Raw genomic sequence first — 23,388 nt, forward strand, 5'->3', positions numbered from 1 at the left:
TTCCGGAGAGTTCGGGGTGAACCTCGAGCCTACTCGAACACCGCGTCGAACGCCGACGCCCCCAGCGGGTCGAACGTCCCGGCGGCCAAGTCCTCCCGGACGTGGCTCTGCCGGCCCATGCCGACGAGCGCCGCGGCGACCGCCGGCGCCGAGCGCGCGAAGTTGATCGCCCGCTGGGCCGGGCTGTCGCCGGCGAGTTCGGCCGAGATGTCCTCGGGCAGTCCCGCGACCAGTTCGCCGCCCATCAGCGCCGCGCTCGCGAACACCGAGAGCCCCTCGCGGTGGGCGAACTCCAGCGCGCTCACCGCCTCGCCGCTCTCTGGGTCCTCGTGGTGGGCGCTCGTGAACGCGTCGGCCATGTGGACGTTGAACGGCAACTGGATCGCCTCGAAGTCGTGGTCGTCGGCGTCGCCGCCAACCGACTCGGCGGCCGAGCGGGCGCAGTCGAGCACGCGCGACAGCGAGAGATGCTGATCGTGCTCGGGCGGCACGCGGAACGCCTCCCACGAGGCGACGCCGTAGCGGCCGATCCGGCCCGCCGCGATCTCGCGTTCCAGTTGCTCGAACGCCGCCTGGAGTTGCTCGTACACGTCCTCCCGAGGGCGGGCTTCCAACTGCGTCTCGGGGTTGTGGACGTAGTAGCAGTCGATCGTCTCGACGCCCAGCGCGTCGAGCGAGCGGTCCAGCATCGTCTCGAGGAAGTCGGGCGCGATGGCGTGGCTCCCGCGGGCGAGGTCGGCCGGATCGACGATTCCGGTTTCGACGAACTGCTCGCGGACGTACTCCGCCGGATCGGCGGGGCGCCCGCCGTCGAACGGGACGAACCCCCCCTTCGTCGCGAGCAGCACCGCGTCGCGCTCGACGTCGGCCGTCTCCAGCGCGTCGCCGACCACGCTCTCGGCGCGGCCACAGCGGTAGTCGGGCGCGGTGTCGAGGACGTTACAGCCGTTCTCCAGCGCCGTCACGAGCGCGTCCCGGTGTCGGTCGTCGACGGCGACGGTCGGCTCGCCCTGGTAGCTGCCGGCGCCGATCGAGGAGACCACGCCGGGGCCGAACCGCCGGAAGAAGGTGCGCCCGTACCGATCGCCGAACCGATCCCGGTAGCGCCACGTCGCGTCGCGGGTCGCCATTGTCGGACGGAGGGCGCGGGCCGGGATATGGCTGCCGGACGGCGGGCAGCGTGTCGCGTCGCCGCCCTATTGCGCCGACGCCGACCGCTACACGTCGCCTTCGAGGCTGTCGAAGATGCGCTCGATCAGGTCCTCGCGGGACTTCTCCTCGTCGGCCGGCACCTGGCCGCCGCCCATCCGGGCGTGACCGCCCGCACTGGTATCTTGGATCCCCTCGACGGCGTTCTCCAGCGCGCGACCCATGTGGACGCGGTCGTCGCGGGAGCGCCCGGAGAGGTGGACCGTCCCGTCGCGCTCGCCGACGACGACGACCGCGGTGATCCCTTCGAGCGTGATGAGTTCGTCCGCAGCCTGCGGGATTGCGTCGGCGTTCGACAGCGTCCCCACGTCGCTGACCGCGAACGAGCCCTCGACCTGCCGGCCGGCGATGGCGCGGGCCTTCACGTCGAGCGTCTCGCCGCTGACCTGCGGGTTCGCGATCCGGTCGAGCGAGTCCTCGTCGACACCGGGCGCGAGCGAGGCCGCGGCGTTGAAGTCCGCCGCCGCCGCGCCCGTGGTGAGGTGACGGGTGTCCGCGAGAATGCCGTACAGCAGACCGGTACACTCCCGCGAGGGGAGCGTGAACCGCGCGTCGACCTCGCTCTCGTGGACGTCCGGCGGGACGGGCTTGCCGCCCACGTCGTCGAAGTATTCCGCGACGATGCTGGCGCAGGCGCCGTAGTCCGTCCGGACGTCGGTGAACTCGTCGCCCGTCCCTTCGCCGGGGTGGTGGTCGACGACCGCGAACGGCAGCACGCCGTCGGCGCCCTCGAACCCGCGGGGTTGGTTGTGGTCGACCAGAACGACCGACTCGGCGGCGAGCTCGGAGACGTGGTCGATCCCCTCGATGTCGAGGTCGAGCACGTTCCTGAACGCGCGGTTCTCCTGATGGCGGATCTGGCCGGAGAACTGGACCGTCGGTTCACAGCCCACCTGTTCGGCCAGCCGGGCGATACCGATCGCGGCCGCCATCGCGTCCGGGTCGGGGTCGGGATGCATCAGCACCGCGACCTGCTCCCGGTCCGCGAGCGCCTCCTTGAACCGGACGCCCATCGGGCGCCGGTAGCGGAGCAGCGCGAGGGCGACGATGACCCCGAGCGCGACGACTGCGACTGCCCCAGCGACCAGCTCGGGGTTCCCCCGGACGAACTGCTCGGCCCTCACGAGCGCGTCCGCGTAGCCGGCGGCCTGCATGGGTGATGCTCTCCGGCCGGGAGGGGAAGTAGTTTCGGCACGCGCCTCGCCGAACCGTCTTTACCCGTTCCGGCCGAAAACGCGGGTATGGAGTTCGAGCGACGCCGCGAGGAGTTAGTCCAGCGGCTCCGGGACCGGGGGACGATCGAGCGCGACGTGACCGCCGAGGCGCTGCGGGCGGTGCCGCGCCACGAGTTCGTGCCCGAGGACCGACGGCGCGAGGCCTACCGCGATCGGCCGCTCCCGATCGGCGAGGGGCAGACGGTCTCGGCGCCGCACATGGTGGCGGTGATGGTCGACCGCCTCGGCCTCGAACGCGGGGACCGGGTGCTGGAGATCGGAACGGGCTGTGGCTACCACGCCGCGGTCACCGCCGAGGTCGTCGGCGAGGGAAACGTCTTCTCGGTGGAGTACGTCCCCGAACTGGCCGATCAGGCCCGCGAGACGCTCGACCGGCTGGGGTACGAGATCGCGGTCAGGACCGGCGACGGCCACGAGGGATGGCCCGAACACGCGCCCTACGACGACGCCTACCTGACCTGTGCGGCCGAGCAGGTGCCGTCGGCGATCGTCGAGCAGGTGCGACCCGGCGGGCGGGTGCTCGCCCCCGTCGGCGGCCCGCGACAGGAGCTGGTCCGACTGACAGTCCGGGAGAACGGCCGAACGGAGCGGGAGACGTTCGGCGGCGTTCGGTTCGTCCGGATGCAGGGCGGGTGAGGACCCAAACTGCTTTCACACGAATTCCCCATCTGGGGGACGATGCCGACCGCTGGAGACTCAGAGCTCGATACGCCGGCGCTCGCGCTGCTGTGGGCCGCCCGGGAGACGGGGCTGCTCGCGGCGCTCGTCGACGGCGCCGGCGACGAACGCGAGGCCGCCGACGCCGCCGGCGTCACCGAGCGCGCGGCCCGGATCGTCACCGACGCGCTGGTCGACCTCGGCTTCCTGCGCCGCGTCGACGGCGCCGTCGAGCCCGCCAACCGCGCGCTGGGGCTGCTCGCGACCCGTGACCTCCGCTCGGTCGGCACGGTCCCGGCCGCGCTGGACCGCTTCGACGCCTACGCCGAACTCCCGCGGACCATGGAGAGCGGCGTCCCGCCCGTCGATCCCGACGAGCGCGTCCGCCACCGCCTCGGCGCCGCGGCGGCGCTCGACGACGCAACCGTCGAGGCGACCGTCGACGCCGCGCTCGCCGCGAACCCCGACGCCGAGCGGGCGCTCGTGGTCGCCGACGGTCCCGGTCGGCACGCGAGAGCGCTGGCGGATCGGGGGGTCGACGTGACGCTGCTCGACGGGCCGGCCGTGATCGAGGCCGTCGAACCGCTGCTCGAATCGACGCTGGTCACGCTCAGAGCCGGCAGTCTCGTCGACGTGGAGGCGGCGTTCGATCTCGTCCTGACGGTCGACGGCGCGTGGCGGCAGGGGGTCGAGGAGAACCGCTTCACCGTGCTCGCCGCGGCGGGCGCGCTCTCCCCCGGCGGCGCCGTCGTCCTGGTCGAGCCGCTCCGGGACCGGTCCGCGGCCGCGGTCGAGGTGGCGGCGGCCGCGCTCGCGACCGGCAGCGGCGAACCCTACCCCGAGTCGACGGTCGCCGAGTGGTTCGTCGACGCCGGACTCGCCGGGATCGAGACGAGCGACGTGCCCGGAACGCCGTACCAGGCCGTCGCCGGGCGACTGGACGACTCGGGGATCTGACGCACCGCGGAGTTCAAATACCCGCGTCACCGAACCGCCGCTATGGACCCCGCGGTGCTCCGGGACGACATGGTCGACGGGCTGGAACACGCCCTGGGCCGGCCGCTCCCGGAGGAGATCGGGCTCGCGATGCGGACGGTGCCGCGCCGGGAGTTCGTCGAGGAGGCGCCGTACGACAACCGCCCGCGGACCGTCGACGGCGCCGTCACGCTCGCGCCCGGGACGGTCGCGCGACTCCTGACCGCGCTCGACCCGCGGGAGGGTGATGAGGCGCTCGTCGTCGGCGCGGGCGGCGGCTACACCGCCGCCGTGCTGGCGGAGATTCTCGGCGGGCGCCACGTCCACGCGCTCGACATCGCCCGCCCGCAGGTGTACCGCGCCCGCTCGAACCTCGAAGCGGCAGGCTACGGCGAGGTGCTCGTCGACTGTCAGGAGGGCTCGTCCGGGCTGCCGGAGTACGCCCCCTACGACCGAATTCTGATCGAGGCCGGCGTCGTCGAGCCGCCGCGCCCGCTGCTGGAGCAGTTGGCCGACGGCGGGCGGATCGTCTTCCCGAAGGGCAACGGCGACCAGACGCTCGTCGCCGTCACGCGCGACCCCGACGCCCCGGACGGCTACCGACGCGTCGACGAGCGCGGCCCGGTCAAGTTCGCGCCGCTGCTCGTCGACGGCGAACAGCCCGGCGTCACCCGCAACCGAACCCAACGGGAGGACCGCGAGCGCGCCGAGCGGGGCGCCTCGCCCGGCTGGGAGCACGAGTGGCTCGACTGGGACGAGCGGCTCTCGGGTCGGGAACGGAGCTCGGGCGCGCCCGACTACGGCGACTACGGGGACAGGCGGTAGGGCGACGCGCGGACCACCTCCCTCGCGGTGACGCCGGCGAGCGCCGGCCGAACGAGCGGATACTGCGGCAGCAGTCGCCGCGGCGGCGGCGAGCCGTCGGGGCGTTCCGAACGGCTCACTCGCCGATCACCAGCACGTGGCTGTTCTCGCGGCGGTCGACGTACGATCCCCCCGCCGGCGGCTTCACGTCGAGCGTGAGCGTTCCTTCGGCCTGATTCGCGCCGAGTGCCGGGTCGACCGAGACGGTGGCGTTGCCGTCCGGTCCGGTCTTCGCCGTCGCGACGCCGTCGAGCGCCGCCGTCCCCCCGTCGACGATGACCGTCGCCCCCGAGACGGGGGTGCCGTCGGCGTCGACGACCCGCAGCGTCAGGTTCTGTGGCCCGGTCTCGACCACCTCCGGCGTCGGGCGCACGTCCACCTCGGACGCCGCCAGCCCGCCGACGCCGTTGACGAGGTTCAACATCACGCTCAGACACGCGGCGCCGACGACCAGCGAGACGACGAGGCGGACCGGAAGCCCCTCGATCGCGCGTTCGTCGTCGCGCAGTTCGGCGATACCGTCGGCGACCCGCTCACGAACTCCGCTCGGATCGAGCATGGGCACGGTGGTCCCGTCATCGCACTTGAAAGAGCGGGCGAGCACTCAAGGGGGATGGCGCGACCACCCCGGGTATGCACGTCGTCGGCCGGGAGCGGGACGGACCGAACGGGAACGGAGCGGGGCGCGAACCGGCGCCGATGGCCGGCCACCTCGGTCGGTATCTCGCCCGCGACGGGAGCCTCGGCGCCCGCGTGGGGATCGACGTGGACCGCCCGCACGCCGCGCTCGTCGTCGGCAAGCGCGGCGCCGGGAAGTCACACACGCTCGGCGTGCTCGCCGAGGCGACCGCGCGGGCCGACGGCCTCGCGCCGGTCGTCGTCGATCCGATGGGGGCGTTCACGGGACTCGCCGCCGAGACGAGCGCCGGCGCCGCGTCTGCCCCAGCCCACGTGATCGAGCGGCCGACGATCCGGGCCGGCGCGCTGCCCGCGTCGGAGTGGCCTGAGTTGGTCGGGCTCGATGCCACGAGCGGGGCTGGTGCGCTGGTCTGGGAGGTCGCCGCGTCGTCGCCGACGCTGGCCGCGATGCTCGATCGGGTCGAGGGGGCCGACTGCGCGCCAGAACTCCGGCGGACCGCGAGGAACCACCTCCGCCGGGCGCGGGAGTGGGGAGTGTTCGACTCCGACGGACTCGACGCCGACGACCTGTTCGATCCGGCGGCGACGGTCCTCTCGCTGTCGGGCGTCGACGACGCGCCGACGAGCGCCGTCGTGGCCGCGGTGGCGCGGCTACTCTACGACGCTCGAACGGGCGGCGAGCGTCCGGGTCGGCTGCCGTGGCTGTTCGTCGACGAGGCACACGTCGCCGTCGACGGCGTCGCGGGCACGGCGCTCCGGACACTCCTCACTCGGGGGCGCGCGCCGGGTGTCTCGCTCGTGTTGGCGACACAGCGCCTGTCGGCGCTTCCCGCGGTCGCCGCCTCGCAGGCCGACCTACTGCTCGCTCACCGGCTGACGAGCGAGGCCGACATCGAGGCGCTCGCGGCCGCGAGTCCGACGTACCTCTCCGGCACGCTCGAGGACCGACTTCCGAGCGGGCGGGGCGAGGCACTGGTCGTCGACGACGCGACCGAGTCGACACATGCGATCAGAGTCAGGGACCGGCACACGCCCCACGGCGGTGACACGCCACGGGCCAGCGAGGTCGCCGGGGGCGGGTCGGCCGACGTCCGAAGGGAAAACGACAGGTGGGAGCGTTCGAAGGGGGGACCGTGAGCCGACCAGACGATCGGAGCGGCGAGCGGGCGTGGGACGACGGCGTGCCGACGTTCAAGGAGCGTCTCGGCCTCGCGATCCGGCAGAACCCGGTTCGGGGGATGGTGATCGCCGCGCTGTTCCTGCTCTCGCTCGTGTTCCTCGTGGGCGGGATAATCGAGTTCCGCGACGCGATCTGGGGGGCGATCGTCGACTTCGCGTCGGCCGTGTTGGCCGGGGACCTACCCGCACTACTCGCGGTCGCGGTAGTGCTGATGGGCGCCGGGACCGCGACGCTGCTCCTGCGACGTGGCTGACTACAGCTGCTCGCGGTCGATCGCCTCGCGGATCGCTCTGGCGAGCGCCTCCAACCCGGGCCTCCCCGACAGTTCGGGCAGCGCGTCCTCGTAGGCCGCGAGCGTCCCCGAGACGAACGTCCCCTCGCCGGCCGGGCTGTCGCCCTGCCCGCCCTCCGACTCGTCGGCAGCAGCCTCGACCTCGTCGGCTGGGATCGTGTCGCCGGCGTCCCCTGAAGCGACGAGCAGGCCGTGCTCGCCGCCGACCGTCATGAGTTCCTCGTGAGCGGCCGCGGGCAGGTCGCCGGCGGCGAACGTGAGCGTCACCGCTTCCGCCGGGTCGATCCCGTCGTGCTCGCGGAGGGCGGTGTTACGGGCGACCTCGCGGGGGGTGACGCCGGTGAGTTCGGCCGCGTGGACGCCCGCTTCGTCCTCGCCCTCGTGGGCAGCCGGACCGGACTCGATCGCGCGCCGATCACCGAGGAAGTCGGCGACTGCGGCCACGTCGGCGGTCTCCGGCACGTCGTGGGTACGGATGATGTCCGCGCCGCGTTCGACCTCCATCGTCGCCGCCGCGAGGCTGACCGCGAGTTGGTCCTCGGTGTCGGGGCGGTCCGCGATCTCCCCGAGGAAGTCCTCGCGGTTGGTCGCGGTCAGCATCGGGCGGTTGAACGCCCGGAACTCCCGGAGCCGGCGGAACATCTCCCAGTTGTCCTCGTACGTCTTCTCGTCGTACCAGCCGCCGAAGGCGGGGTCGATAATCGTCTTCTCGGTGAAGCCGCCGCGGGCCAGCGCGGCGAAGCAGTCGTCGATGGAGCGGAGGTGGCCCGGGGACTGGATGTCCGGCGGCGAGGCCATCTTCACGACCGCGGCGTCGTGTTTCTCACAGACGTCGGGCATGTCGGGGTCCGCGAAGCCGCAGACGTCATTCACCATGTCGAAGCCGCGGGCGAGCGCCTCGTCGGCGACCTCGGCGTAGCGCGTCTCGATCGACCAGACCGCGTCGCAGTCCGCGCGGTCGACGACTTCGAGCGCGCGCTCCAGCCGTTCGAGTTCGGTGTCGACCGCCTGCCACGGGTTCTTGGGGTTCGAGGACTGGAGTCCCACGTCGATGATGTCCGCGCCCTCGGCGGCCATCCGCTCGGCGTGGTCCACGGCGCCGTCCACGTCGCCCCAGGTGCTGGGGTCGTAGTTCGACTCGACGCTCATGTTCAACACGCCCATGATCCGCGGCGGGTGGCCGTCCCCGACCGGGAGGCCGGCGACGTCGACGGGGTTCATACTCGTGGGTCCGGCGGCGGAAGCTAAAGCGTGCTGGAAGCGGCCGACGCCGGCCGAGTCGAACCGCCCGCACAGCGCCGCTCTGCCGGTCCCGATGGGTTCAACTCCGCCCGGCGACCACGACCGCCCGTGATTGACGACGCGCTCGGCGACCGCTCGCTCGTGGTCGTCTCGAACCGCGAGCCGTACGTCCACGAGTACGTCGAAGGCGAGCCGACGGCGGAGCGCCCCGCCGGTGGACTCGTAACCGCACTCGACGGCGTAGTCGCCAAGACGGGCGGCACGTGGGTCGCGTGGGGGAGCGGCGACGCCGACTTCGACCCCGCAGTGGCGCCCGACGGCGAGGTCGCGGTTCCGCCCGGCGACAGTGGGGGCGATCCAGCGGACGACGATCGCCCGGGCTACACGCTCTCCCGGCTCGACCTTCCCCGGCGGCTGGTGGAGAACTACTACTACGGCTACAGCAATCAGGTGCTCTGGCCGATCTGCCACCTCGAGGCCGACCCCGTGACCGTCGACCCCGCATTCGCGCCGGCGTACCGCGAGGCCAACCGGCGGTTCGCGGAGCGCGCGGTCGCCGCCGATCCCGACGTGGTCTGGTTTCAGGACTACCACCTCGCGCTGGCGCCGCAGTACGTTCGGGAGCAGCGGCCGGACGCGCGGCTGGTACAGTTCTGGCACGTCCCGTGGCCGACGCCGGAGTTTTTCGAGATCTGCCCGCAGGGGACCGAACTGCTCCGCGGCCTGCTCGGCAACGACGCGATCGGCTTCCATCTGGAGCGCTACGCCGCGAACTTCCGGGACTGCGTGGCGCGGTTCGTCCCCGACGCCGCGGTGACCGAATCGGGGACGATCCGCTACGACGGGCGAACCGTCGAGACGTACGCCTCCCCCATCGGCGTCGACACGGAGCGCGTCGCAGCGAACGCCCGGAGCGACGGTGCGACCCACTACTGGGACCGGGTGACCGATCGGTACGACCTCGATCCCGAGCGGTCGATCGTGCTGGGCGTCGACCGACTCGACTACACGAAGGGGGTGATCGAGCGCCTCGACGCGCTCGCACACCTGCTGGAGACGAACCCCGGCCTCGCTGGCGAGTTCACCTACGTCCAGAAGGGCACCCGCACCCGCGAGGGGATCCCCGCCTACAGGCGCTACTACGACGAGGTGCGCGACCGGATCGCCGACCTGAACGGGGCGTACGGCACGCCCGACTGGACGCCCGTCGTCTACATCGAGGACGACGTCGACGACCGCGAGCTGGCGGGGCTGTACCGCTACGCCGACGCCGCGGTGGTGAGCTCCCGGCGCGACGGGATGAACCTCGTCGCGAAGGAGTTCGTCGCCGCGCAGGGGCAGCCGGCACCCAACGCCGGCCTCGCGCAGGCGGACGGTCTCGACCGATCGACCCGCAACAGGACGCCGGGAGCGCTCGTCCTGAGCCGCTTCGTCGGCGCCGCCGAGTCGCTCTGTCCCGCCGCGCTGTCGGTGAACCCCTACGACGTGGCGGGGTTCGCCGAGACGATCCGGACGGCGCTGACGATGGACGAGACCGAACGCCGAGAGCGCGCGGCGTCGATGCGGGCGTCGGTGCGGGAAGACGACATCGACGCGTGGCTCGCGACCCAGACGGACGTGCTGACGGGGGAGAGCCGAATCGCGGCCGACGACGACTGAGTTAGTCGGGACTCGTCACCAGCGTTGATCGGTTTACGAGACCCGGACGCTCGTTCGAGGCGGACTTCTCGCTATCCGGTAGAGATCAGCAGAAGACGCCCGGAGCGGGATTTGAACCGCGAGGACTCGCTACGCTCGTCCTCTGGGTTCAGAATCCCTCCGATAGCGGTTCGCTTGGCTCGGAGTCCGTTCGAAACGGGCCTCCGGCTATCCGGTAGAGATCAGCAGAAGACGCCCGGAGCGGGATTTGAACCCGCGTCACGACCGTGACAGGGTCGTATGATGGGCCACTACACCATCCGGGCACGCTGCCTCGCTGCACTCAATCGTACCGCCGTGTTGTAAATAAGGCTTGTCATCCATCGACGCCGTGGGAGGCAACCGCGTGGCGGGGCCGCAGTTGGTTTGCGACTGCAGCGACGGTCCGGCTCCCCGGGTCGCGTGCGTCAACCGCTCGCGCACGCGCAACCTACATTAGCAAGCGTTATGTGCCGCCGGCTAAAATACAGCCGTAGTATCTCGTGACCGATTCTCTGAACGCCCAACACCTATGGTAGACGTAAGCCAACACGAACTGGTTCCGGAGCACACGCTCCTCGACGAGCCCGAGGTCGAGGAAGTGCTGGAGGAGTACCAAGTGAAGAAGACCAACCTACCCAAGATCAAGCGCAGGGATCCCGCCCTGCCGAAGGAGGCAGAGCCCGGCGACGTCGTCCGCATCGAGCGCGACTCCCGTACCACAGACACCGCGGTCGTCTACAGGCTGGTGGTCGAATAATGGATCGAGAGGACCGACGTGCGGTCTCCCGGGAGTACTTCTCCCAGGAACGACTGGCGGAGCACCACTTCCGATCGTTCAACAACTTCCTCGACCGCGGGATGCAGGACGTGGTCGACGAGAAGGAGACGATCGGCACCGACATCGGCGACAAGGAGGGGCAGGAGCCCGTCTGGGTCGAGCTCGGCGACGTACGCATCCTGACGCCGCGAGTGCGCGAGGCCGACGGCTCCGAGGAACTGCTCTACCCGCAGGAGGCCCGCCTGCGGAACATCACCTACGCGGCGCCGGTGTTCATGGAGATGTCCATCGTCCGGGGCGGCGACGAGGAGCCTGAGGAGGTCGTCGATCAGACCGAGACCAAGGTCGGCCGGATGCCGATCATGGTCGGCTCGAACAAGTGTAACATCGACGGCTTCTCCGACGAGGAGCTGATCGACATCGGCGAGGACCCCGTCGACCCCGGCGGCTACTTCATCGTCAACGGCTCCGAGCGCGTGCTGATGACCAGCGAGGACCTGGCGCCGAACAAGATCCTCGCGGAGCACGACACCAAGTACGGCGACGACATCCAGGTCGCCAAGACGTTCTCCCAGCGCCGGGGCTACCGCGCGCTGGTGCTGTGTGAGCGTAACCGCGAGGGGATCCTCGAGGTCAGCTTCCCCTCCGTCTCCGGCTCCGTGCCGTTCGTGACGCTGGTTCGGGCGCTCGGCCTCGAGTCCGACGAGGAGATCGTCCACCGCGTCTCGGAGGACCCCGAGATCGTGAAGTTCATGCTGGAGAACTTAGAGGAGGCCGACGTCCAGACCGAGGAGGAGGCGATCGAGACCCTCGGGAAGCGCGTCGCCTCCGGACAGGGGAAGAACTACCAGCTCAAGCGGGCGAACTACGTGATCGACCGCTACCTCCTCCCGCACCTCCACGAGGAGGGCGTCGACGAGGAGGACGTCCGCATCAACAAGGCGTACTACCTCTGCCGGATGGCCGAGGCGTGCTTCGAGCTCGCGCTCGGGCGCCGCGACTCCGACGACAAGGACCACTACTCCAACAAGCGCCTCAAGGTCAGCGGCGACCTGATGAAGGACCTGTTCCGGACCGCGCTGAACAAGCTCTCCCGGGACGTGAAGTACCAGCTCGAACGCGCCAACATGCGGAACCGCGACCTCAGCGTCAACACGGTCGTCCGGTCGGACGTGCTCACCGAGCGGCTGGAGCACCCGATCGCGACCGGGAACTGGGTCGGCGGCCGCTCGGGCGTCTCCCAGCTGGTCGACCGGACCGACTACATGGGCGTTCTCTCCCACCTGCGGCGGCTCCGCTCGCCGCTGAGTCGCTCCCAGCCCCACTTCGACGCGCGTGACCTGCACGCGACCCAGTGGGGGCGTATCTGTCCCTCCGAGACGCCGGAGGGCCCGAACTGTGGGCTGGTGAAGAACTTCGCACAGGCGATGGAGCTCTCCCAGCACGTCGACGACGAGCGCGAACTGAAGCGCGAACTCGACGACATGGGCGTGGAGGGCATCCCCGGTATCGAGGGCGTCGAACGAGCAACACCCGCGGACGACTGAGATGGCAGGAAAACAAGAACGACCTGCGAAGGTCTACGTCAACGGCAGCCTCGTCGGGACCCACCCGGACCCCGAGGAGCTGGCAGCACAGATCCGAGAGTCACGCCGAAACGGCGAGGTCAGCGAGATGGTCAACGTCGCGGTCAAGGACCGCACCCGCGAGGTCATCGTCAACGCCGACTCCGGCCGGGCGCGGCGCCCGCTGATCGTCGTCGACGACGGCGAGCCGCGGCTCACCGACGAGCACATCGAGGCGATCGAGGACGACGAGCTCGAGTTCGACGACCTCGTCGACCGCGGCATCGTCGAGTTCATCGACGCCGAGGAGGAGGAGGACATCCTCGTCGCCGTCGACGAGGACGACCTCACCGAGAACCACACCCACCTCGAGGTCGACCCGCAGCTGATCTTCGGGATCGGCGCGGGGATGATCCCCTACCCCGAGCACAACGCATCGCCGCGTATCACGATGGGCGCGGGGATGATGAAGCAGTCCCTCGGGCTGCCGAGCGCGAACTACCGCATCCGGCCCGACACGCGACAGCACCTCCTGCACTACCCGCAGCTCTCGATGGTCAAGACCCAGACCACCGAGCAGATCGGGTTCGACGAGCGCCCCGCGGCCCAGAACTTCACGGTCGCGGTCATGTCCTACGAGGGGTTCAACATCGAGGACGCGCTGGTCATGAACCAGGGCTCCGTGGAGCGCGGCCTCGCCCGCTCGCACTTCTTCCGCACCTACGAGGGCGAGGAGCGACGCTACCCCGGCGGTCAGGAAGACCGCTTCGAGGTGCCCTCACAGGACGTGCGCGGCGCACGCGGCGAGGACGCGTACACCCATCTCGACGAGGACGGGCTGGTCAACCCCGAGACGAAGGTCGACGAGAGCTCGGTGCTGCTCGGGAAGACCTCGCCGCCACGGTTCCTCGAGGAGCAGGAGGACCTCGGCGGCCTCTCGCCCCAGAAGCGGCGTGAGACCTCGGTCACGATGCGCTCCGGCGAGGACGGCATCGTCGACACGGTGACGCTGATGGAGGGCGAGGACGGCTCGAAGCTCTCGAAGGTGTCGGTGCGGGACGAACGGATCCCCGAACTCGGGGACAAGTTCGCGTCCCGGCACGGCCAGAAGGGCGTCGTCGGCCACCTCGCACCCCAGGAGGACATGCCGTTCACCGAGGAGGGACTGATTCCCGACCTCGTGATGAACCCCCACGCGCTCCCCTCGCGGATGACCGTGGGCCACGTGCTGGAGATGCTCGGCGGCAAGGTCGGCTCGCTGGAAGGCCGGCGCGTCGACGGCACGCCGTTCCAGGGCGAGGGCGAAGAGGAACTCCGCGACAGCCTGGAGGAGCGCGGCTTCAAGTCCTCCGGCAAGGAGGTCATGTACTCCGGCGTGACCGGGGAGAAGATCGAGGCCGAGATCTTCGTCGGCACGATCTTCTACCACAAGCTGTACCACATGGTGAGCAACAAGCTGCACGCCCGCTCCCGCGGTCCCGTGCAGGTGCTCACCCGCCAGCCCACCGAGGGGCGCGCCCGCGAGGGCGGTCTCCGCGTGGGGGAGATGGAGCGTGAGGTGCTGATCGGCCACGGCGCCGCGATGGCGCTGAAGGAACGCCTGCTCGACTCCTCTGACCGCGAGACGGTGTACATCTCGGAGGACACCGGGATGGTCGCCGTCGAGGACGTGGAGCAGCGCCGAGTGTACGACCCCATCACGAAGGACGAGGACAACATCCACGAGCTGGAGGTCAGCTACGCGTTCAAGCTGCTGCTCGACGAGATGAAGGCGCTCGGCATCCGACCCAAACTCGAACTGGAGGACGCAGTATAAATGTCAATCTCAGGCTCACCCAAGGAGATCGGCGAGATCAGCTTCGGCCTGATGGACCCGGAGACGTACCGGGACATGAGCGCCACGAAGGTGATCACCGCCGACACGTACGACGACGACGGCTACCCCATCGACATGGGGCTGATGGACCCCCGGCTGGGGGTCATCGACCCCGGGCTGGAGTGTCGGACCTGCGGTCAGCACTCCGGCTCGTGTAACGGCCACTTCGGGCACATCGAGCTCGCGGCGCCGGTGATCCACGTCGGCTTCGCGAAGCTGATCCGCCGCCTGCTGCGTGGCACCTGTCGGGACTGCGGCCGGCTCTCGCTCACCGAGGACGAGCAGGCCGAGTTCGCCGAGCGGCTCGAGCGAGCCAAGGAGCTCGGCGACGACCCCGACGACGTGCTGAAGGCCGCCATCCGGCAGGCCCGGAAGACCTCGCGATGTCCGTACTGCGGCGAGACCCAGTACGACATCAAACACGAGAAGCCGACCACCTACTACGAGGTGCAGGACGTCCTCGCCGCGGAGTACTCCGAGATCATCGCCGAGGCGATGCAGCCCGACGACGAGGACGACGAGGGGGTCTCGCCACAGGAGCTCGCCGACGAGACCGGCATCGCGCTCGACCGGATCAACGACATCCTCGGCGGCGAGTTCCGCCCGCGCGAGGAGGACCGCAAGGCGCTGGAGAAGGCGCTGGACATCGACCTGACCGAGGAGGACGAGAACAAGCTGATGCCCAGCGACATCCGGGACTGGTTCGAGGACATCCCGGACGAGGACCTGGCGAACATCGGCGTCAACCCCGAGACCTCCCGGCCGGAGTGGATGATCCTGACGGTGCTGCCGGTGCCGCCGGTCACCACCCGCCCCTCGATCACGCTGGACAACGGCCAGCGCTCCGAGGACGACCTGACCCACAAGCTGGTCGACATCATCCGCATCAACCAGCGGTTCATGGAGAACCGCGAGGCGGGCGCGCCCCAGCTGATCATCGAGGACCTCTGGGAGCTGCTGCAGTACCACGTCACCACGTTCGTCGACAACGAGATCTCCGGCACGCCGCCGGCCCGACACCGCTCGGGGCGGCCGCTGAAGACCCTCTCCCAGCGCCTGAAGGGGAAGGAGGGTCGGTTCCGCGGCTCGCTGTCCGGGAAGCGCGTGAACTTCTCGGCGCGAACCGTCATCTCGCCGGACCCGACGCTGTCGCTGAACGAGGTCGGCGTCCCCGAGCGCGTGGCTCGGGAGATGACCCAGACGATGAACGTCTCCGAGCGCAACCTCGAGGAGGCCCGGACGTACGTCCGGAACGGTCCCGAGGGGCATCCGGGCGCCAACTACGTCAAGCGGCCCGACGGCCGCCGGCTGAAGGTGACCGAGAAGAACTGCGAGGAGCTCGCCGAGAAGGTCGAGCCCGACTGGGAGGTCTCCCGGCACCTGACCGACGGCGACATCATCGTGTTCAACCGACAGCCGTCGCTGCACCGGATGTCGATCATGGCCCACGAGGTGGTCGTGATGCCGTACAAGACGTTCCGGCTGAACACGACGGTCTGTACGCCGTACAACGCCGACTTCGACGGCGACGAGATGAACATGCACGCCCTCCAGAACGAGGAGGCGCGTGCGGAGGCCCGCGTCCTGATGCGCGTCCAGGAGCAGATGCTCAGCCCGCGCTTCGGCGAGAACATCATCGGCGCCATCCAGGACCACGTCTCCGGGACGTACCTGCTGACCCGGAACAACCCCGAGTTCACCGAGAACCAGGCGCTGGACCTGCTGCGTGCGACCAGCGTCGACGAGCTGCCCGAGCCTGACGGCGAGCAGGACGGCGAGCCGGTCTGGAACGGCCGGACGGTGTTCTCGGAGCTGCTGCCCGACGACCTCAACCTCGAGTTCCGCTCGGAGGCCGACGACGAGGTCGTGATCGAGGACGGCCAGCTCGTGCAGGGGACGATCGACGAGGGCGCCATCGGCGCCTTCGGCGGCGACATCGTCGACACGATCACCAAGGAGTACTCGAAGACGCGCGCCCGCGTGTTCGTCAACGAGGTGGCGACGCTCGCGATGCGCTCGATCATGCACTTCGGGTTCTCGATCGGGATCGACGACGAGTCCGTCCCGCCGACGGCCGACGAGCAGGTCGACGAGGCGATCGACGACGCTTACGAGCGCGTCGACGAGCTGATCGAGACGTACCGGGCGGGCGATCTGAACTCGATCCCCGGCCGGACCGTCGACGAGACGCTCGAACTCAAGATCATGCAGACGCTGGGCAAGGCGCGTGACTCCGCGGAGGACATCGCCGGCGACCACTTCGCCGACGACAACCCCGCGATCGTCATGGCGCGCTCCGGCGCGCGTGGCTCGATGCTGAACCTGACCCAGATGGCCGCCACCGTCGGCCAGCAGTCGGTCAGCGGCGAGCGCATCAACCGCGGCTACGAGGGCCGTACGCTCAGCCACTACGAGCGCGGCGACCTCGGCGCCAAGCCCCACGGGTTCGTGGAGAACTCCTACCGCTCGGGACTCACCCCGCGGGAGTTCTTCTTCCACGCGATGGGCGGCCGCGAGGGGCTGGTCGACACGGCAGTCCGGACCTCGAAGTCCGGCTACCTCCAGCGCCGGCTGATCAACGCCCTCTCCGAACTGGAGGCGCAGTACGACGGCACCGTCCGGGACACCTCCGGCACGGTCGTCCAGTTCGAGTTCGGCGAGGACGGCACCTCGCCGGTGAAAGTCTCCTCCGACGAGGACGACCCCGTCGACGTGGAGGCGATCACCCAGCGCGTGCTGGACGCCGAGTTCAGCAGCGAGGAGCAGAAGGCCCGCTTCCTCGGCGAGGACGAGGAGACCACCAACATCTCGGAGTACGCCGGTCCCGGCCTGAACAAGGCGGGCCAGGGGGTGAGCGATGACTGACGTCGAGGCGCTCCCCGAGAGCTTCGAGCACATCGACGAGGAGACCGAGGCGCTGGTCGAGGGGACCGAACTCCCGCGGCGCCTGAAGGACCGCGTCTACCGCGCCATCGAGGACAACGAAGGCGCGAGGCGCGAGGAGATCGAGGAGATCGTCAAGGCCGTCGTCACCCGCTACGAGGACACCCGGGTCGACGCGCTCGACCCCGTCGGGACGGTGTCGGCCCAGTCGATCGGCGAACCGGGCACCCAGCTGACGATGAACACGTTCCACTTCGCGGGCGTCGCGGAGATCGACGTGACCCAGGGGCTGCCCCGGCTGATCGAACTCGTCGACGCCCGGAAGACGCCGGACACGCCGACGATGACGGTCCACCTCGAGGAGGAGTACGCGACCGACCGCGACAAGGCCCGCGAGGTCGTCTGGCAGATCGAGGCGACGAAGATCCTCGCGCTGGGGAACGTCTCGACCAACGTCGCGGACATGCAGGTCACGATCGACCTGAACGAGGACACGCTCCGGAAGCGCTGGCCCACCTACGACGACGTGGGCGAGGTCGCCGAGGAGATCCAGGAGACCATCGAGAGCGAGCTCAAAGTCGCGACCAAGCGCAAGGGGACGACGATCGCGTTCGGTCCCGAGCAGCCCAGCTACCGCGAGCTGCTCCAGCTGGTCGAGGAGCTCCGCGAGGTCGTGTTCAAGGGGATCGAGGAGATCTCCCGCGTCGTGATCCGGAAGGAGGAGGTCGAGGACGGCGAGGAGGAGTTCGTCCTCTACACCGAGGGGTCGGCGTTCGGCGACGTGCTCGAGATCGAGGGCGTCGACACCAGCCGCTCGACGTGTAACAACATCCACGAGATCCACGACAACCTCGGGATCGAGGCCGCCCGCGAGACGATCATCAACGAGACCCACGAGACGCTGGCCGAACAGGGGCTGGACGACGTGAACGTCCGGCACCTGATGCTGGTGGCGGACATCATGACCAACCGCGGGACGATCGAGTCGATCGGCCGGCACGGTATCTCCGGCTCGAAGGAGTCCGTGCTCGCCCGCGCGGCGTTCGAGGTGACGGTGAACCACCTGCTCGACGCCGCCGTCCACGGCGAGGTCGACGACCTCGACGGCGTGATCGAGAACGTGATCGTCGGGAAGCCGGTGTCGATCGGTACCGGCGACGTGGACCTGCGGATGGGCTCGGGCGGCGCCGCGAACTCCGCCGACGACTGATGGGCCGGCACCGCCCCCACTCGCAGGCCGGAGGCCGCCGATGAGCCTGACGCTGTCGGACGAGGCACGCCGGCACATCGCCGCGTTCGCCGACGTGGCCGACGTGACGCCGGTGGACTGTCTGGTCGAGGACGACCGCGCGGTGTTCGTGATCCCCGCCGGCGAGATGGGGGCGGCGATCGGGCCGGACGGCGAGACCGTCGAGGCCGTCGAGGCACAGTTGGGCAGCCGCGTCGACCTCGTGGAGAACGCCGACGAGCCCGCCGCGTTCGTCGCCAACTGCCTCGCGCCCGCGGCCGTGCGCAACGTCACCCTGTCGACCCAGGGCGGTAGCACCGTCGCGTACGTCGAGGTGCCGCAGGGCGACCGCGGGGTCGCCATCGGCGCCGGCGGCGAGTCGATCGAGGCGACCCGACGGCTGGCGGCGCGACACTTCGACATCGACGACGTGCAGTTGGCGTAGAGCGCGACCGGCGCAGATCGGAGTAGCGCCACCTCTAACGCGTTCTCGTTCCGTTTCTTCTCCCCGAAAGGGGATGCTTAAGTGGCTCCGTCGAAGAGGTAGGGTATGGCGAACGGCAAGTACGCCGCGCGGAAACTCAAGAAGGACCGCCAGAAGCGACGGTGGTCCGACTCGGAGTACGCGCGCCGCGAACGCGGACTCAAGGAGAAGTCCGACCCGCTCGAGGGCGCCCCGCAGGGTCGCGGGATCGTGCTGGAGAAGGTCGGCATCGAAGCGAAACAGCCCAACTCGGCGATCCGGAAGTGTGTCCGGGTCCAGCTCATCAAGAACGGGAAGCAGGTCACCGCGTTCTGTCCCGGTGACGGCGCGATCTCGTTCATCGACGAGCACGACGAGGTCACCATCGCGGGGATCGGTGGCTCGAAGGGTCGTGCGATGGGTGACATCTCCGGTGTCAACTACAAGGTCGAGAAGGTCAACGGCGTGTCGCTGATCGAACTGGTTCGCGGGAACGCGGAGAAGCCAGTCAGATGAGCGAGGAAGAAGCCGCCGACGCCGAGACCGAGGAGGTCGAGGCCGAAGCCGAGGAGACCGAGGAGACCTCGACCGGCGCCGACCTGTTCGGCGTCTGGGACGTGAGCGACATCGAGTACTCCGACCCCTCGACGCAGCGCTACCTCAACGTGACGCCCGTCGCGCACACGATGGGTCGCCACGCGAGCAAGCAGTTCGAGAAGTCCGAGATCAGCGTGGTCGAGCGCCTGATCAACCGGCTGATGCAGACCGAGGACAACACCGGTCACAAGCAGAAGACGACCCGCATCGTGCGGGACGCCTTCGAGATCGTCCACGAGCGGACCGAGGAGAACCCCGCGCAGGTGCTGGTCGAGGCCGTCGAGAACGCGGCCCCGCGCGAGGAGACCGTCCGCCTGAAGTACGGCGGGATCTCGGTCCCGAAGGCCGTCGACGTGGCGCCCCAGCGCCGTGTCGACCAGGGACTGAAGTTCATCGCGCAGGGCACGCTCAACGGCTCGCGCAACACGGCCACCCCCGTCGAGGAGGCGCTGGCCCAGCAGCTGATCGGCGCCGCCGACTACGACGTCAACGTCTACCCGATCTCCCAGAAGGAGGAGACCGAGCGCGTCGCGGCCGCGGCCCGCTAACTCGGCTCCGATCTTTTCCGTTTTTCGCAGTTCCCGAGCGGCGGCTCTCGATGCGTTTTTGCGGGGTCCGGCTCGAACCCCCGAGCCGTGCCCTCCACCGTCGTCCGGAAGTTCTACCTGTTACAGGCGACCCGGTCGGTCGGGTTCATCGCCCCGATCTTCACGCTGTTCCTGCTCCGGGACCTCTCCTTCACCGTCGTCGGCACGCTGAGCGCGCTGTCGGCCGCGATCGTCGTGCTCGGCGAGGTGCCGACGGGGTACGTCGGCGACCGCCTGGGCCGCCGGGCGAGCATCGGCCTGAGCATCGGGCTGAAGGCGGCGTCGCTGCTCGGGTTCGTCTTCGTCCGGTCGCCCCTGGGGTACGCGGCGCTGTACGTCCCGTGGGCGCTGGGGCTGACGTTCGCCTCGGGCAGCATCGACGCCTGGCTCTACGACACGCTCAGCGAACGCCTCGACGCCGGTGAGTTCACCCGGATCCGGGGGCGCGGGGAAGCGGTGACGGCGTGGAGTTCGGTCGTCACCGCGGTTGGGGGCGGCGCGCTCTACGGCGTCGACCCGACGTGGCCGTTTCTCGCGAGCGTCGGGATGAACCTCCTCGGGCTAGCGGCGCTGGCCTCGCTACCCAAGAACCGGGCGTACCGTGACGACGGGCGGGGCGGCCGAACCGCGGCGGAGACGTTCGGCGTGCTCCGCCGGGCCGTCGCCCGCCCGTCGCTGCGGTCGTTCGCGCTGTACGTCGGGCTGTTCTTCGCCGTACTGAGCGCGTCGACGACGTACGTGCAGCCGATCGCCGAGTCGCTGCTGGAGACGGCGATCCCCGGCGGGCTGCCGGTCGGGCTCTCGCTCGGGCTGCTGTACGCGGGGTTCAGCGGCGTCACGGCGGTCTCGAGCCAACGTGCGGGGTGGCTCGAAGACCGGGTCGGCCCGCGGCGGCTGCTGATCGCCGTCCCCCTCGCGACGTGTGGGCTGCTGGCGCTCCCACGGCTGGTGCTGGTCGCCGCACTCCCGATGTTCGTCGCACAGCGCGCCTCCCGGGCGCTGCTGCTCCCGGTCGTCAACGCCCGCGTGACCGAGGCCGTCGACGACGCCGGGCGCGCGACGGCCGTCTCCGCGGTGTCGATGCTCACCAGACTGTACAAGCTACCGCTGGCGGTCGGCGCGGGCGTGCTCGCGGACGCACTTGGGGAGACGAGCGCCGTCGCCGCGCTCGGCGGCGTGTTCCTGCTCGTCGCCGCGGCGTCGACCGTCACGCGGCCGCTCCGGCTGCTCGAAGAGGGCGAGGAACCCGGTGGAGACCCTGCCACCTGACAGAAAGACTTTGGGCGGCGATGGGTACTACCGAACGTGGACCCCGATACGCTCTCCCGCCGAACGCTGCTCGCCCTCTCGGCCGTCGGGCTGGCCGGCTGTAGCGCCCCGGACGACCCGAGTGAGACCGATCCCGGGACCGACCCCTCCTCCAGCGGACCGACCGACTCCGGGGGGTACGACCCCAGCCTCGACCACGACGAGACGGCGTGGAAGGGCTACGACCCGGAGTGGTCGGCGCCGACGAGCGCCGCCGAGACCGAACTGGAGACCGAGGTGCTCGCCGAACAGCTGGAGATTCCGTGGGACCTCTCGTTCACCGGGAACGGCGAGCTGTTCCTGACCGAGCGGACCGGGCAGGTGTTGCGCTATGCCGACGGCGAGATCAGCCTGTCGTTCAAACCCGCCGACGCGATCCCCGCCGGCTCCGTCGAGCCCGGGAGCGACGAGGACAGTTGGTTCGTCGAGGGGGGCGAAGGCGGCACAATGGGCGTCGAGGCTCACCCGAACTACCCCGACGTGCCGCTGGTGTACGTCTACTACACCGCGACGACCGACGAGGAGCCAGTCGTGCGGCTGGCGGCGTTCGATCCCGGGAGTGAGCAACCGGGCGAGCCGGTCTCCGTGCTCGCGGAGTCACCTGCTCGGGCCGGGACGAGAACGAACATCCACAACGGGGGGCGACTGCGGTTCGGCCCCGCGAACTACCTCTGGGTGACGACCGGCGACGCCGGCAACGGCGACCTCGCCGCCGACCCCGAGAACCTGGCGGGCAAAGTCCTGCGGATGACCCCCGACGGCGAGGGCGCGCCCGGCAACGAGAGCCCGGGCGACCCCCGAATCTTCACGATGGGCCACCGGAACGTGCAGGGGCTGAGCTGGCTGCCCGACGCGACGCCGGTCGCCGACGAGCACGGCCCCGGTCCCGACGAGGTGAACGTCCTCGAAGCCGGCGGGAACTACGGCTGGCCCGAGGCGCGCCAGCCCGGCGAGTACGAGGGGACCGACTACCACCGCCCGGTGGCGAGTTCGGCGCTCGTGTCGGCGACGTGGGCGCCGTCCGGCTCGTCGTTCTACCAGGGCGACGCGGCGCCGACGCTGCAGAACCGGCTGCTCGTGGGCGCGCTGATCAATCAGCGACTCAAGTCGTTCACGTTGACGCCGGCGGGCGAGGAGCTGCCCGAACTCGGCGAGACGGGCAAGCGCCACGACGCCGACTGGCTGGACGACGAGTACACCGTGACCAGCCACGACCTGCTGGTGAACGAGCTCGGCCGGATCCGCCACGTCGAGGAGGGACCGGACGGCGCGCTGTACGCCATCACCTCCAACCGCGACGGGCGGGCGAACGAGCCGTTCCCCCGCGAGATCGACGACGTGCTGGTGCGGATCACCGAGGCCTAATCGGCGCCCTCGCCGACGTACTCGCGGGTCACGTCGACCAGCGCCTTGCGGTACTCGCTCTCGGAGGGGTCGTCGTCCAGCGACCGAAACACCTCGGCGAACTCCTCGACGCCGACTTCGGGCGCGTCATCCGCAGCCGCGTGTGCGAGGTCGTAGATCCGGTGGTCTGGACCGACGAGGTCGTGCCGTTCGACCAGCGCGAGCGCGAAGGCGGCGTTGACCGCCGTGATCTCCGGGTCCGCCCCTGGGGTCGCGAGCTGCCAGCCCGCCGGCGCCGCGGGCGGCCGGTCGGCGACGGCGTCGGCCAGCCGGGACTCGAGAAAGGTGACGAGCTTCCCGCCCGGCGCGACCGAGAGCGTGATGTCGTCGGCGTAGATGTCCTTCATGTGGTTGGCGAGCTGGTGGACGTGGGCCAGCTTGCGCTGCTCGACGCTCTTGCCCGCGAGCGCGAGGAAGATCGCCTCCCGCGTCGACTGGTGGTGGGAGGGGTGGTGCTGCTCGTAGCGCGCCATGTGGGAGAGTTCGTGCAGCGCCAGCTCCCGCGCCATCGCGCTCGTCGCGGCCTGTCGGGAGATGTTGAGCACGTGTCGGTCCTCGTAGTGGCCGGCCCACGTGCGCTCGTCGGGGTCGTCGCGCACGCGGACGTGGACGGGGAGGTCGATCTCGCTCTCGGTCTCCAAGAGTTCTGCTGCGCCGAGAAACGGCTCCGCGGGGCCGTTGTCGGGGAGTCGTATATCCATGTGTAACCCTACCACGGGGTAGAGG

At 70.0% G+C, this 23,388-nt stretch carries 21 protein-coding genes and 1 tRNA gene; 16 read left to right on the forward strand and 6 right to left on the reverse strand.

Translation table 11 applies throughout. The features are described 5' to 3' along the window. Positions 1-29: 29 nt before the first annotated feature. Positions 30-1,130 (reverse strand): aldo/keto reductase, encoded by a 1,101-nt coding sequence (locus ACYQZ5_RS11110; RefSeq protein WP_379818957.1) that lies wholly within the window; start codon positions 1,128-1,130, stop codon positions 30-32. A gap of 87 nt (positions 1,131-1,217) precedes the next feature. Beyond that, entirely contained in the window at positions 1,218-2,363 is a 1,146-nt protein-coding gene (locus ACYQZ5_RS11115) for a DHH family phosphoesterase (protein ID WP_379732504.1), read from the reverse strand. 87 nt (positions 2,364-2,450) lie between these two features. Here ACYQZ5_RS11115 and ACYQZ5_RS11120 point away from each other — a divergent pair, with 87 nt between their 5' ends. The 3 genes from ACYQZ5_RS11120 to ACYQZ5_RS11130 are packed head-to-tail and all read left to right on the forward strand — an operon-like array spanning position 2,451 to position 4,901. Continuing rightward, positions 2,451-3,080 (forward strand): protein-L-isoaspartate(D-aspartate) O-methyltransferase, encoded by a 630-nt coding sequence (locus ACYQZ5_RS11120; protein WP_379732502.1) that lies wholly within the window; start codon positions 2,451-2,453, stop codon positions 3,078-3,080. 42 nt (positions 3,081-3,122) lie between these two features. Continuing rightward, positions 3,123-4,058 carry a class I SAM-dependent methyltransferase gene (locus ACYQZ5_RS11125; RefSeq protein WP_459846189.1) on the forward strand — a complete coding sequence of 312 codons (936 nt, stop codon included), beginning with the start codon at positions 3,123-3,125 and terminating at the stop codon, positions 4,056-4,058. A 42-nt stretch (positions 4,059-4,100) separates the two neighbouring features. After that, the gene (locus tag ACYQZ5_RS11130) at positions 4,101-4,901 is read left to right on the forward strand and encodes a protein-L-isoaspartate O-methyltransferase family protein (RefSeq protein ID WP_459846191.1); all 801 of its coding nucleotides are present in this window, start codon (positions 4,101-4,103) and stop codon (positions 4,899-4,901) included. A 115-nt stretch (positions 4,902-5,016) separates the two neighbouring features. Here the strand turns inward: ACYQZ5_RS11130 and ACYQZ5_RS11135 are convergent, their stop codons facing one another. Continuing rightward, positions 5,017-5,499 carry a DUF7382 domain-containing protein gene (locus ACYQZ5_RS11135; RefSeq protein WP_459846193.1) on the reverse strand — a complete coding sequence of 161 codons (483 nt, stop codon included), beginning with the start codon at positions 5,497-5,499 and terminating at the stop codon, positions 5,017-5,019. A gap of 74 nt (positions 5,500-5,573) precedes the next feature. Here ACYQZ5_RS11135 and ACYQZ5_RS11140 point away from each other — a divergent pair, with 74 nt between their 5' ends. Both ACYQZ5_RS11140 and ACYQZ5_RS11145 read left to right on the forward strand, forming a co-directional pair. Beyond that, on the forward strand, positions 5,574-6,716 hold the full coding sequence (locus ACYQZ5_RS11140; protein WP_459846195.1) for an ATP-binding protein: 1,143 nt from the start codon (positions 5,574-5,576) through the stop codon (positions 6,714-6,716). Then, positions 6,713-7,012 carry a hypothetical protein gene (locus ACYQZ5_RS11145; protein ID WP_379733224.1) on the forward strand — a complete coding sequence of 100 codons (300 nt, stop codon included), beginning with the start codon at positions 6,713-6,715 and terminating at the stop codon, positions 7,010-7,012. Before ACYQZ5_RS11140 ends, ACYQZ5_RS11145 begins: the two co-directional genes overlap by 4 nt. Here ACYQZ5_RS11145 and folP read toward each other — a convergent pair whose 3' ends face one another. Next, the gene (gene folP, locus ACYQZ5_RS11150; RefSeq protein ID WP_459846197.1) at positions 7,013-8,272 is read right to left on the reverse strand and encodes a dihydropteroate synthase; all 1,260 of its coding nucleotides are present in this window, start codon (positions 8,270-8,272) and stop codon (positions 7,013-7,015) included. A 129-nt stretch (positions 8,273-8,401) separates the two neighbouring features. Here folP and ACYQZ5_RS11155 point away from each other — a divergent pair, with 129 nt between their 5' ends. Continuing rightward, entirely contained in the window at positions 8,402-9,952 is a 1,551-nt protein-coding gene (locus ACYQZ5_RS11155) for an alpha,alpha-trehalose-phosphate synthase (UDP-forming) (protein ID WP_379730855.1), read from the forward strand. Positions 9,953-10,184: 232 nt separating this feature from the next. Here ACYQZ5_RS11155 and ACYQZ5_RS11160 read toward each other — a convergent pair. Continuing rightward, positions 10,185-10,257: transfer RNA gene (locus tag ACYQZ5_RS11160), tRNA-Asp, on the reverse strand. A 245-nt stretch (positions 10,258-10,502) separates the two neighbouring features. On the opposite strand from ACYQZ5_RS11160, the gene ACYQZ5_RS11165 reads away from it, so the two are divergent. The 10 genes from ACYQZ5_RS11165 to ACYQZ5_RS11210 all read left to right on the forward strand — a co-directional run bounded on the left by ACYQZ5_RS11165 (position 10,503) and on the right by ACYQZ5_RS11210 (position 22,623). Next, positions 10,503-10,730, forward strand: a complete 228-nt coding sequence (locus ACYQZ5_RS11165) for a DNA-directed RNA polymerase subunit H (protein WP_049979642.1) — start codon at positions 10,503-10,505, stop codon at positions 10,728-10,730. Then, positions 10,730-12,298 (forward strand): DNA-directed RNA polymerase subunit B'', encoded by a 1,569-nt coding sequence (locus ACYQZ5_RS11170; RefSeq protein WP_379730856.1) that lies wholly within the window; start codon positions 10,730-10,732, stop codon positions 12,296-12,298. Before ACYQZ5_RS11165 ends, ACYQZ5_RS11170 begins: the two co-directional genes overlap by 1 nt. A 1-nt stretch (position 12,299) precedes the next feature. Then, positions 12,300-14,132, forward strand: coding sequence for a DNA-directed RNA polymerase subunit B (gene rpoB / locus ACYQZ5_RS11175; protein ID WP_379730858.1), 1,833 nt, complete (start codon positions 12,300-12,302; stop codon positions 14,130-14,132). Further along, positions 14,133-17,057 (forward strand): DNA-directed RNA polymerase subunit A', encoded by a 2,925-nt coding sequence (locus ACYQZ5_RS11180; protein WP_379730859.1) that lies wholly within the window; start codon positions 14,133-14,135, stop codon positions 17,055-17,057. It abuts the gene before it with no gap. Then, entirely contained in the window at positions 17,050-18,285 is a 1,236-nt protein-coding gene (gene rpoA2, locus ACYQZ5_RS11185; RefSeq protein WP_379730860.1) for a DNA-directed RNA polymerase subunit A'', read from the forward strand. Before ACYQZ5_RS11180 ends, rpoA2 begins: the two co-directional genes overlap by 8 nt. A gap of 40 nt (positions 18,286-18,325) precedes the next feature. After that, a complete protein-coding gene (locus ACYQZ5_RS11190; protein ID WP_379818285.1) occupies positions 18,326-18,748 on the forward strand; it encodes a NusA-like transcription termination signal-binding factor in 423 nt (140 codons plus the stop codon). A gap of 105 nt (positions 18,749-18,853) precedes the next feature. Continuing rightward, positions 18,854-19,282, forward strand: a complete 429-nt coding sequence (locus ACYQZ5_RS11195; protein ID WP_049979636.1) for a 30S ribosomal protein S12 — start codon at positions 18,854-18,856, stop codon at positions 19,280-19,282. After that, positions 19,279-19,911, forward strand: coding sequence for a 30S ribosomal protein S7 (locus ACYQZ5_RS11200; protein WP_379732541.1), 633 nt, complete (start codon positions 19,279-19,281; stop codon positions 19,909-19,911). The genes ACYQZ5_RS11195 and ACYQZ5_RS11200 overlap by 4 nt, the downstream gene beginning before the upstream one ends. A gap of 87 nt (positions 19,912-19,998) precedes the next feature. Beyond that, complete coding sequence (locus ACYQZ5_RS11205; RefSeq protein ID WP_379818286.1) at positions 19,999-21,219, forward strand: MFS transporter; 1,221 nt, start codon at positions 19,999-20,001, stop codon at positions 21,217-21,219. 36 nt (positions 21,220-21,255) lie between these two features. After that, the gene (locus ACYQZ5_RS11210) at positions 21,256-22,623 is read left to right on the forward strand and encodes a PQQ-dependent sugar dehydrogenase (protein WP_379732640.1); all 1,368 of its coding nucleotides are present in this window, start codon (positions 21,256-21,258) and stop codon (positions 22,621-22,623) included. Here ACYQZ5_RS11210 and ACYQZ5_RS11215 read toward each other — a convergent pair. Then, entirely contained in the window at positions 22,620-23,363 is a 744-nt protein-coding gene (locus tag ACYQZ5_RS11215; protein WP_379818288.1) for a DUF5781 family protein, read from the reverse strand. The genes ACYQZ5_RS11210 and ACYQZ5_RS11215 overlap by 4 nt on opposite strands. Positions 23,364-23,388 lie beyond the last annotated feature (25 nt).

Source organism: Halolamina salina (assembly GCF_054653455.1).

Bases quoted from the DNA above. Each gene is read 5' to 3' on its own strand.
- ACYQZ5_RS11110 (WP_379818957.1), bottom strand. From the start codon at position 1,130: ATGGCGACCCGCGACGCGACGTGGCGCTACCGGGATCGGTTCGGCGAT.
- ACYQZ5_RS11115 (WP_379732504.1), bottom strand. From the start codon at position 2,363: ATGCAGGCCGCCGGCTACGCGGACGCGCTCGTGAGGGCCGAGCAGTTC.
- ACYQZ5_RS11120 (WP_379732502.1), top strand. From the start codon at position 2,451: ATGGAGTTCGAGCGACGCCGCGAGGAGTTAGTCCAGCGGCTCCGGGAC.
- ACYQZ5_RS11125 (WP_459846189.1), top strand. From the start codon at position 3,123: ATGCCGACCGCTGGAGACTCAGAGCTCGATACGCCGGCGCTCGCGCTG.
- ACYQZ5_RS11130 (WP_459846191.1), top strand. From the start codon at position 4,101: ATGGACCCCGCGGTGCTCCGGGACGACATGGTCGACGGGCTGGAACAC.
- ACYQZ5_RS11135 (WP_459846193.1), bottom strand. From the start codon at position 5,499: ATGCTCGATCCGAGCGGAGTTCGTGAGCGGGTCGCCGACGGTATCGCC.
- ACYQZ5_RS11140 (WP_459846195.1), top strand. From the start codon at position 5,574: ATGCACGTCGTCGGCCGGGAGCGGGACGGACCGAACGGGAACGGAGCG.
- folP (WP_459846197.1), bottom strand. From the start codon at position 8,272: ATGAACCCCGTCGACGTCGCCGGCCTCCCGGTCGGGGACGGCCACCCG.
- ACYQZ5_RS11165 (WP_049979642.1), top strand. From the start codon at position 10,503: ATGGTAGACGTAAGCCAACACGAACTGGTTCCGGAGCACACGCTCCTC.
- ACYQZ5_RS11170 (WP_379730856.1), top strand. From the start codon at position 10,730: ATGGATCGAGAGGACCGACGTGCGGTCTCCCGGGAGTACTTCTCCCAG.
- rpoB (WP_379730858.1), top strand. From the start codon at position 12,300: ATGGCAGGAAAACAAGAACGACCTGCGAAGGTCTACGTCAACGGCAGC.
- ACYQZ5_RS11180 (WP_379730859.1), top strand. From the start codon at position 14,133: ATGTCAATCTCAGGCTCACCCAAGGAGATCGGCGAGATCAGCTTCGGC.
- rpoA2 (WP_379730860.1), top strand. From the start codon at position 17,050: ATGACTGACGTCGAGGCGCTCCCCGAGAGCTTCGAGCACATCGACGAG.
- ACYQZ5_RS11190 (WP_379818285.1), top strand. From the start codon at position 18,326: ATGAGCCTGACGCTGTCGGACGAGGCACGCCGGCACATCGCCGCGTTC.
- ACYQZ5_RS11195 (WP_049979636.1), top strand. From the start codon at position 18,854: ATGGCGAACGGCAAGTACGCCGCGCGGAAACTCAAGAAGGACCGCCAG.
- ACYQZ5_RS11200 (WP_379732541.1), top strand. From the start codon at position 19,279: ATGAGCGAGGAAGAAGCCGCCGACGCCGAGACCGAGGAGGTCGAGGCC.
- ACYQZ5_RS11215 (WP_379818288.1), bottom strand. From the start codon at position 23,363: ATGGATATACGACTCCCCGACAACGGCCCCGCGGAGCCGTTTCTCGGC.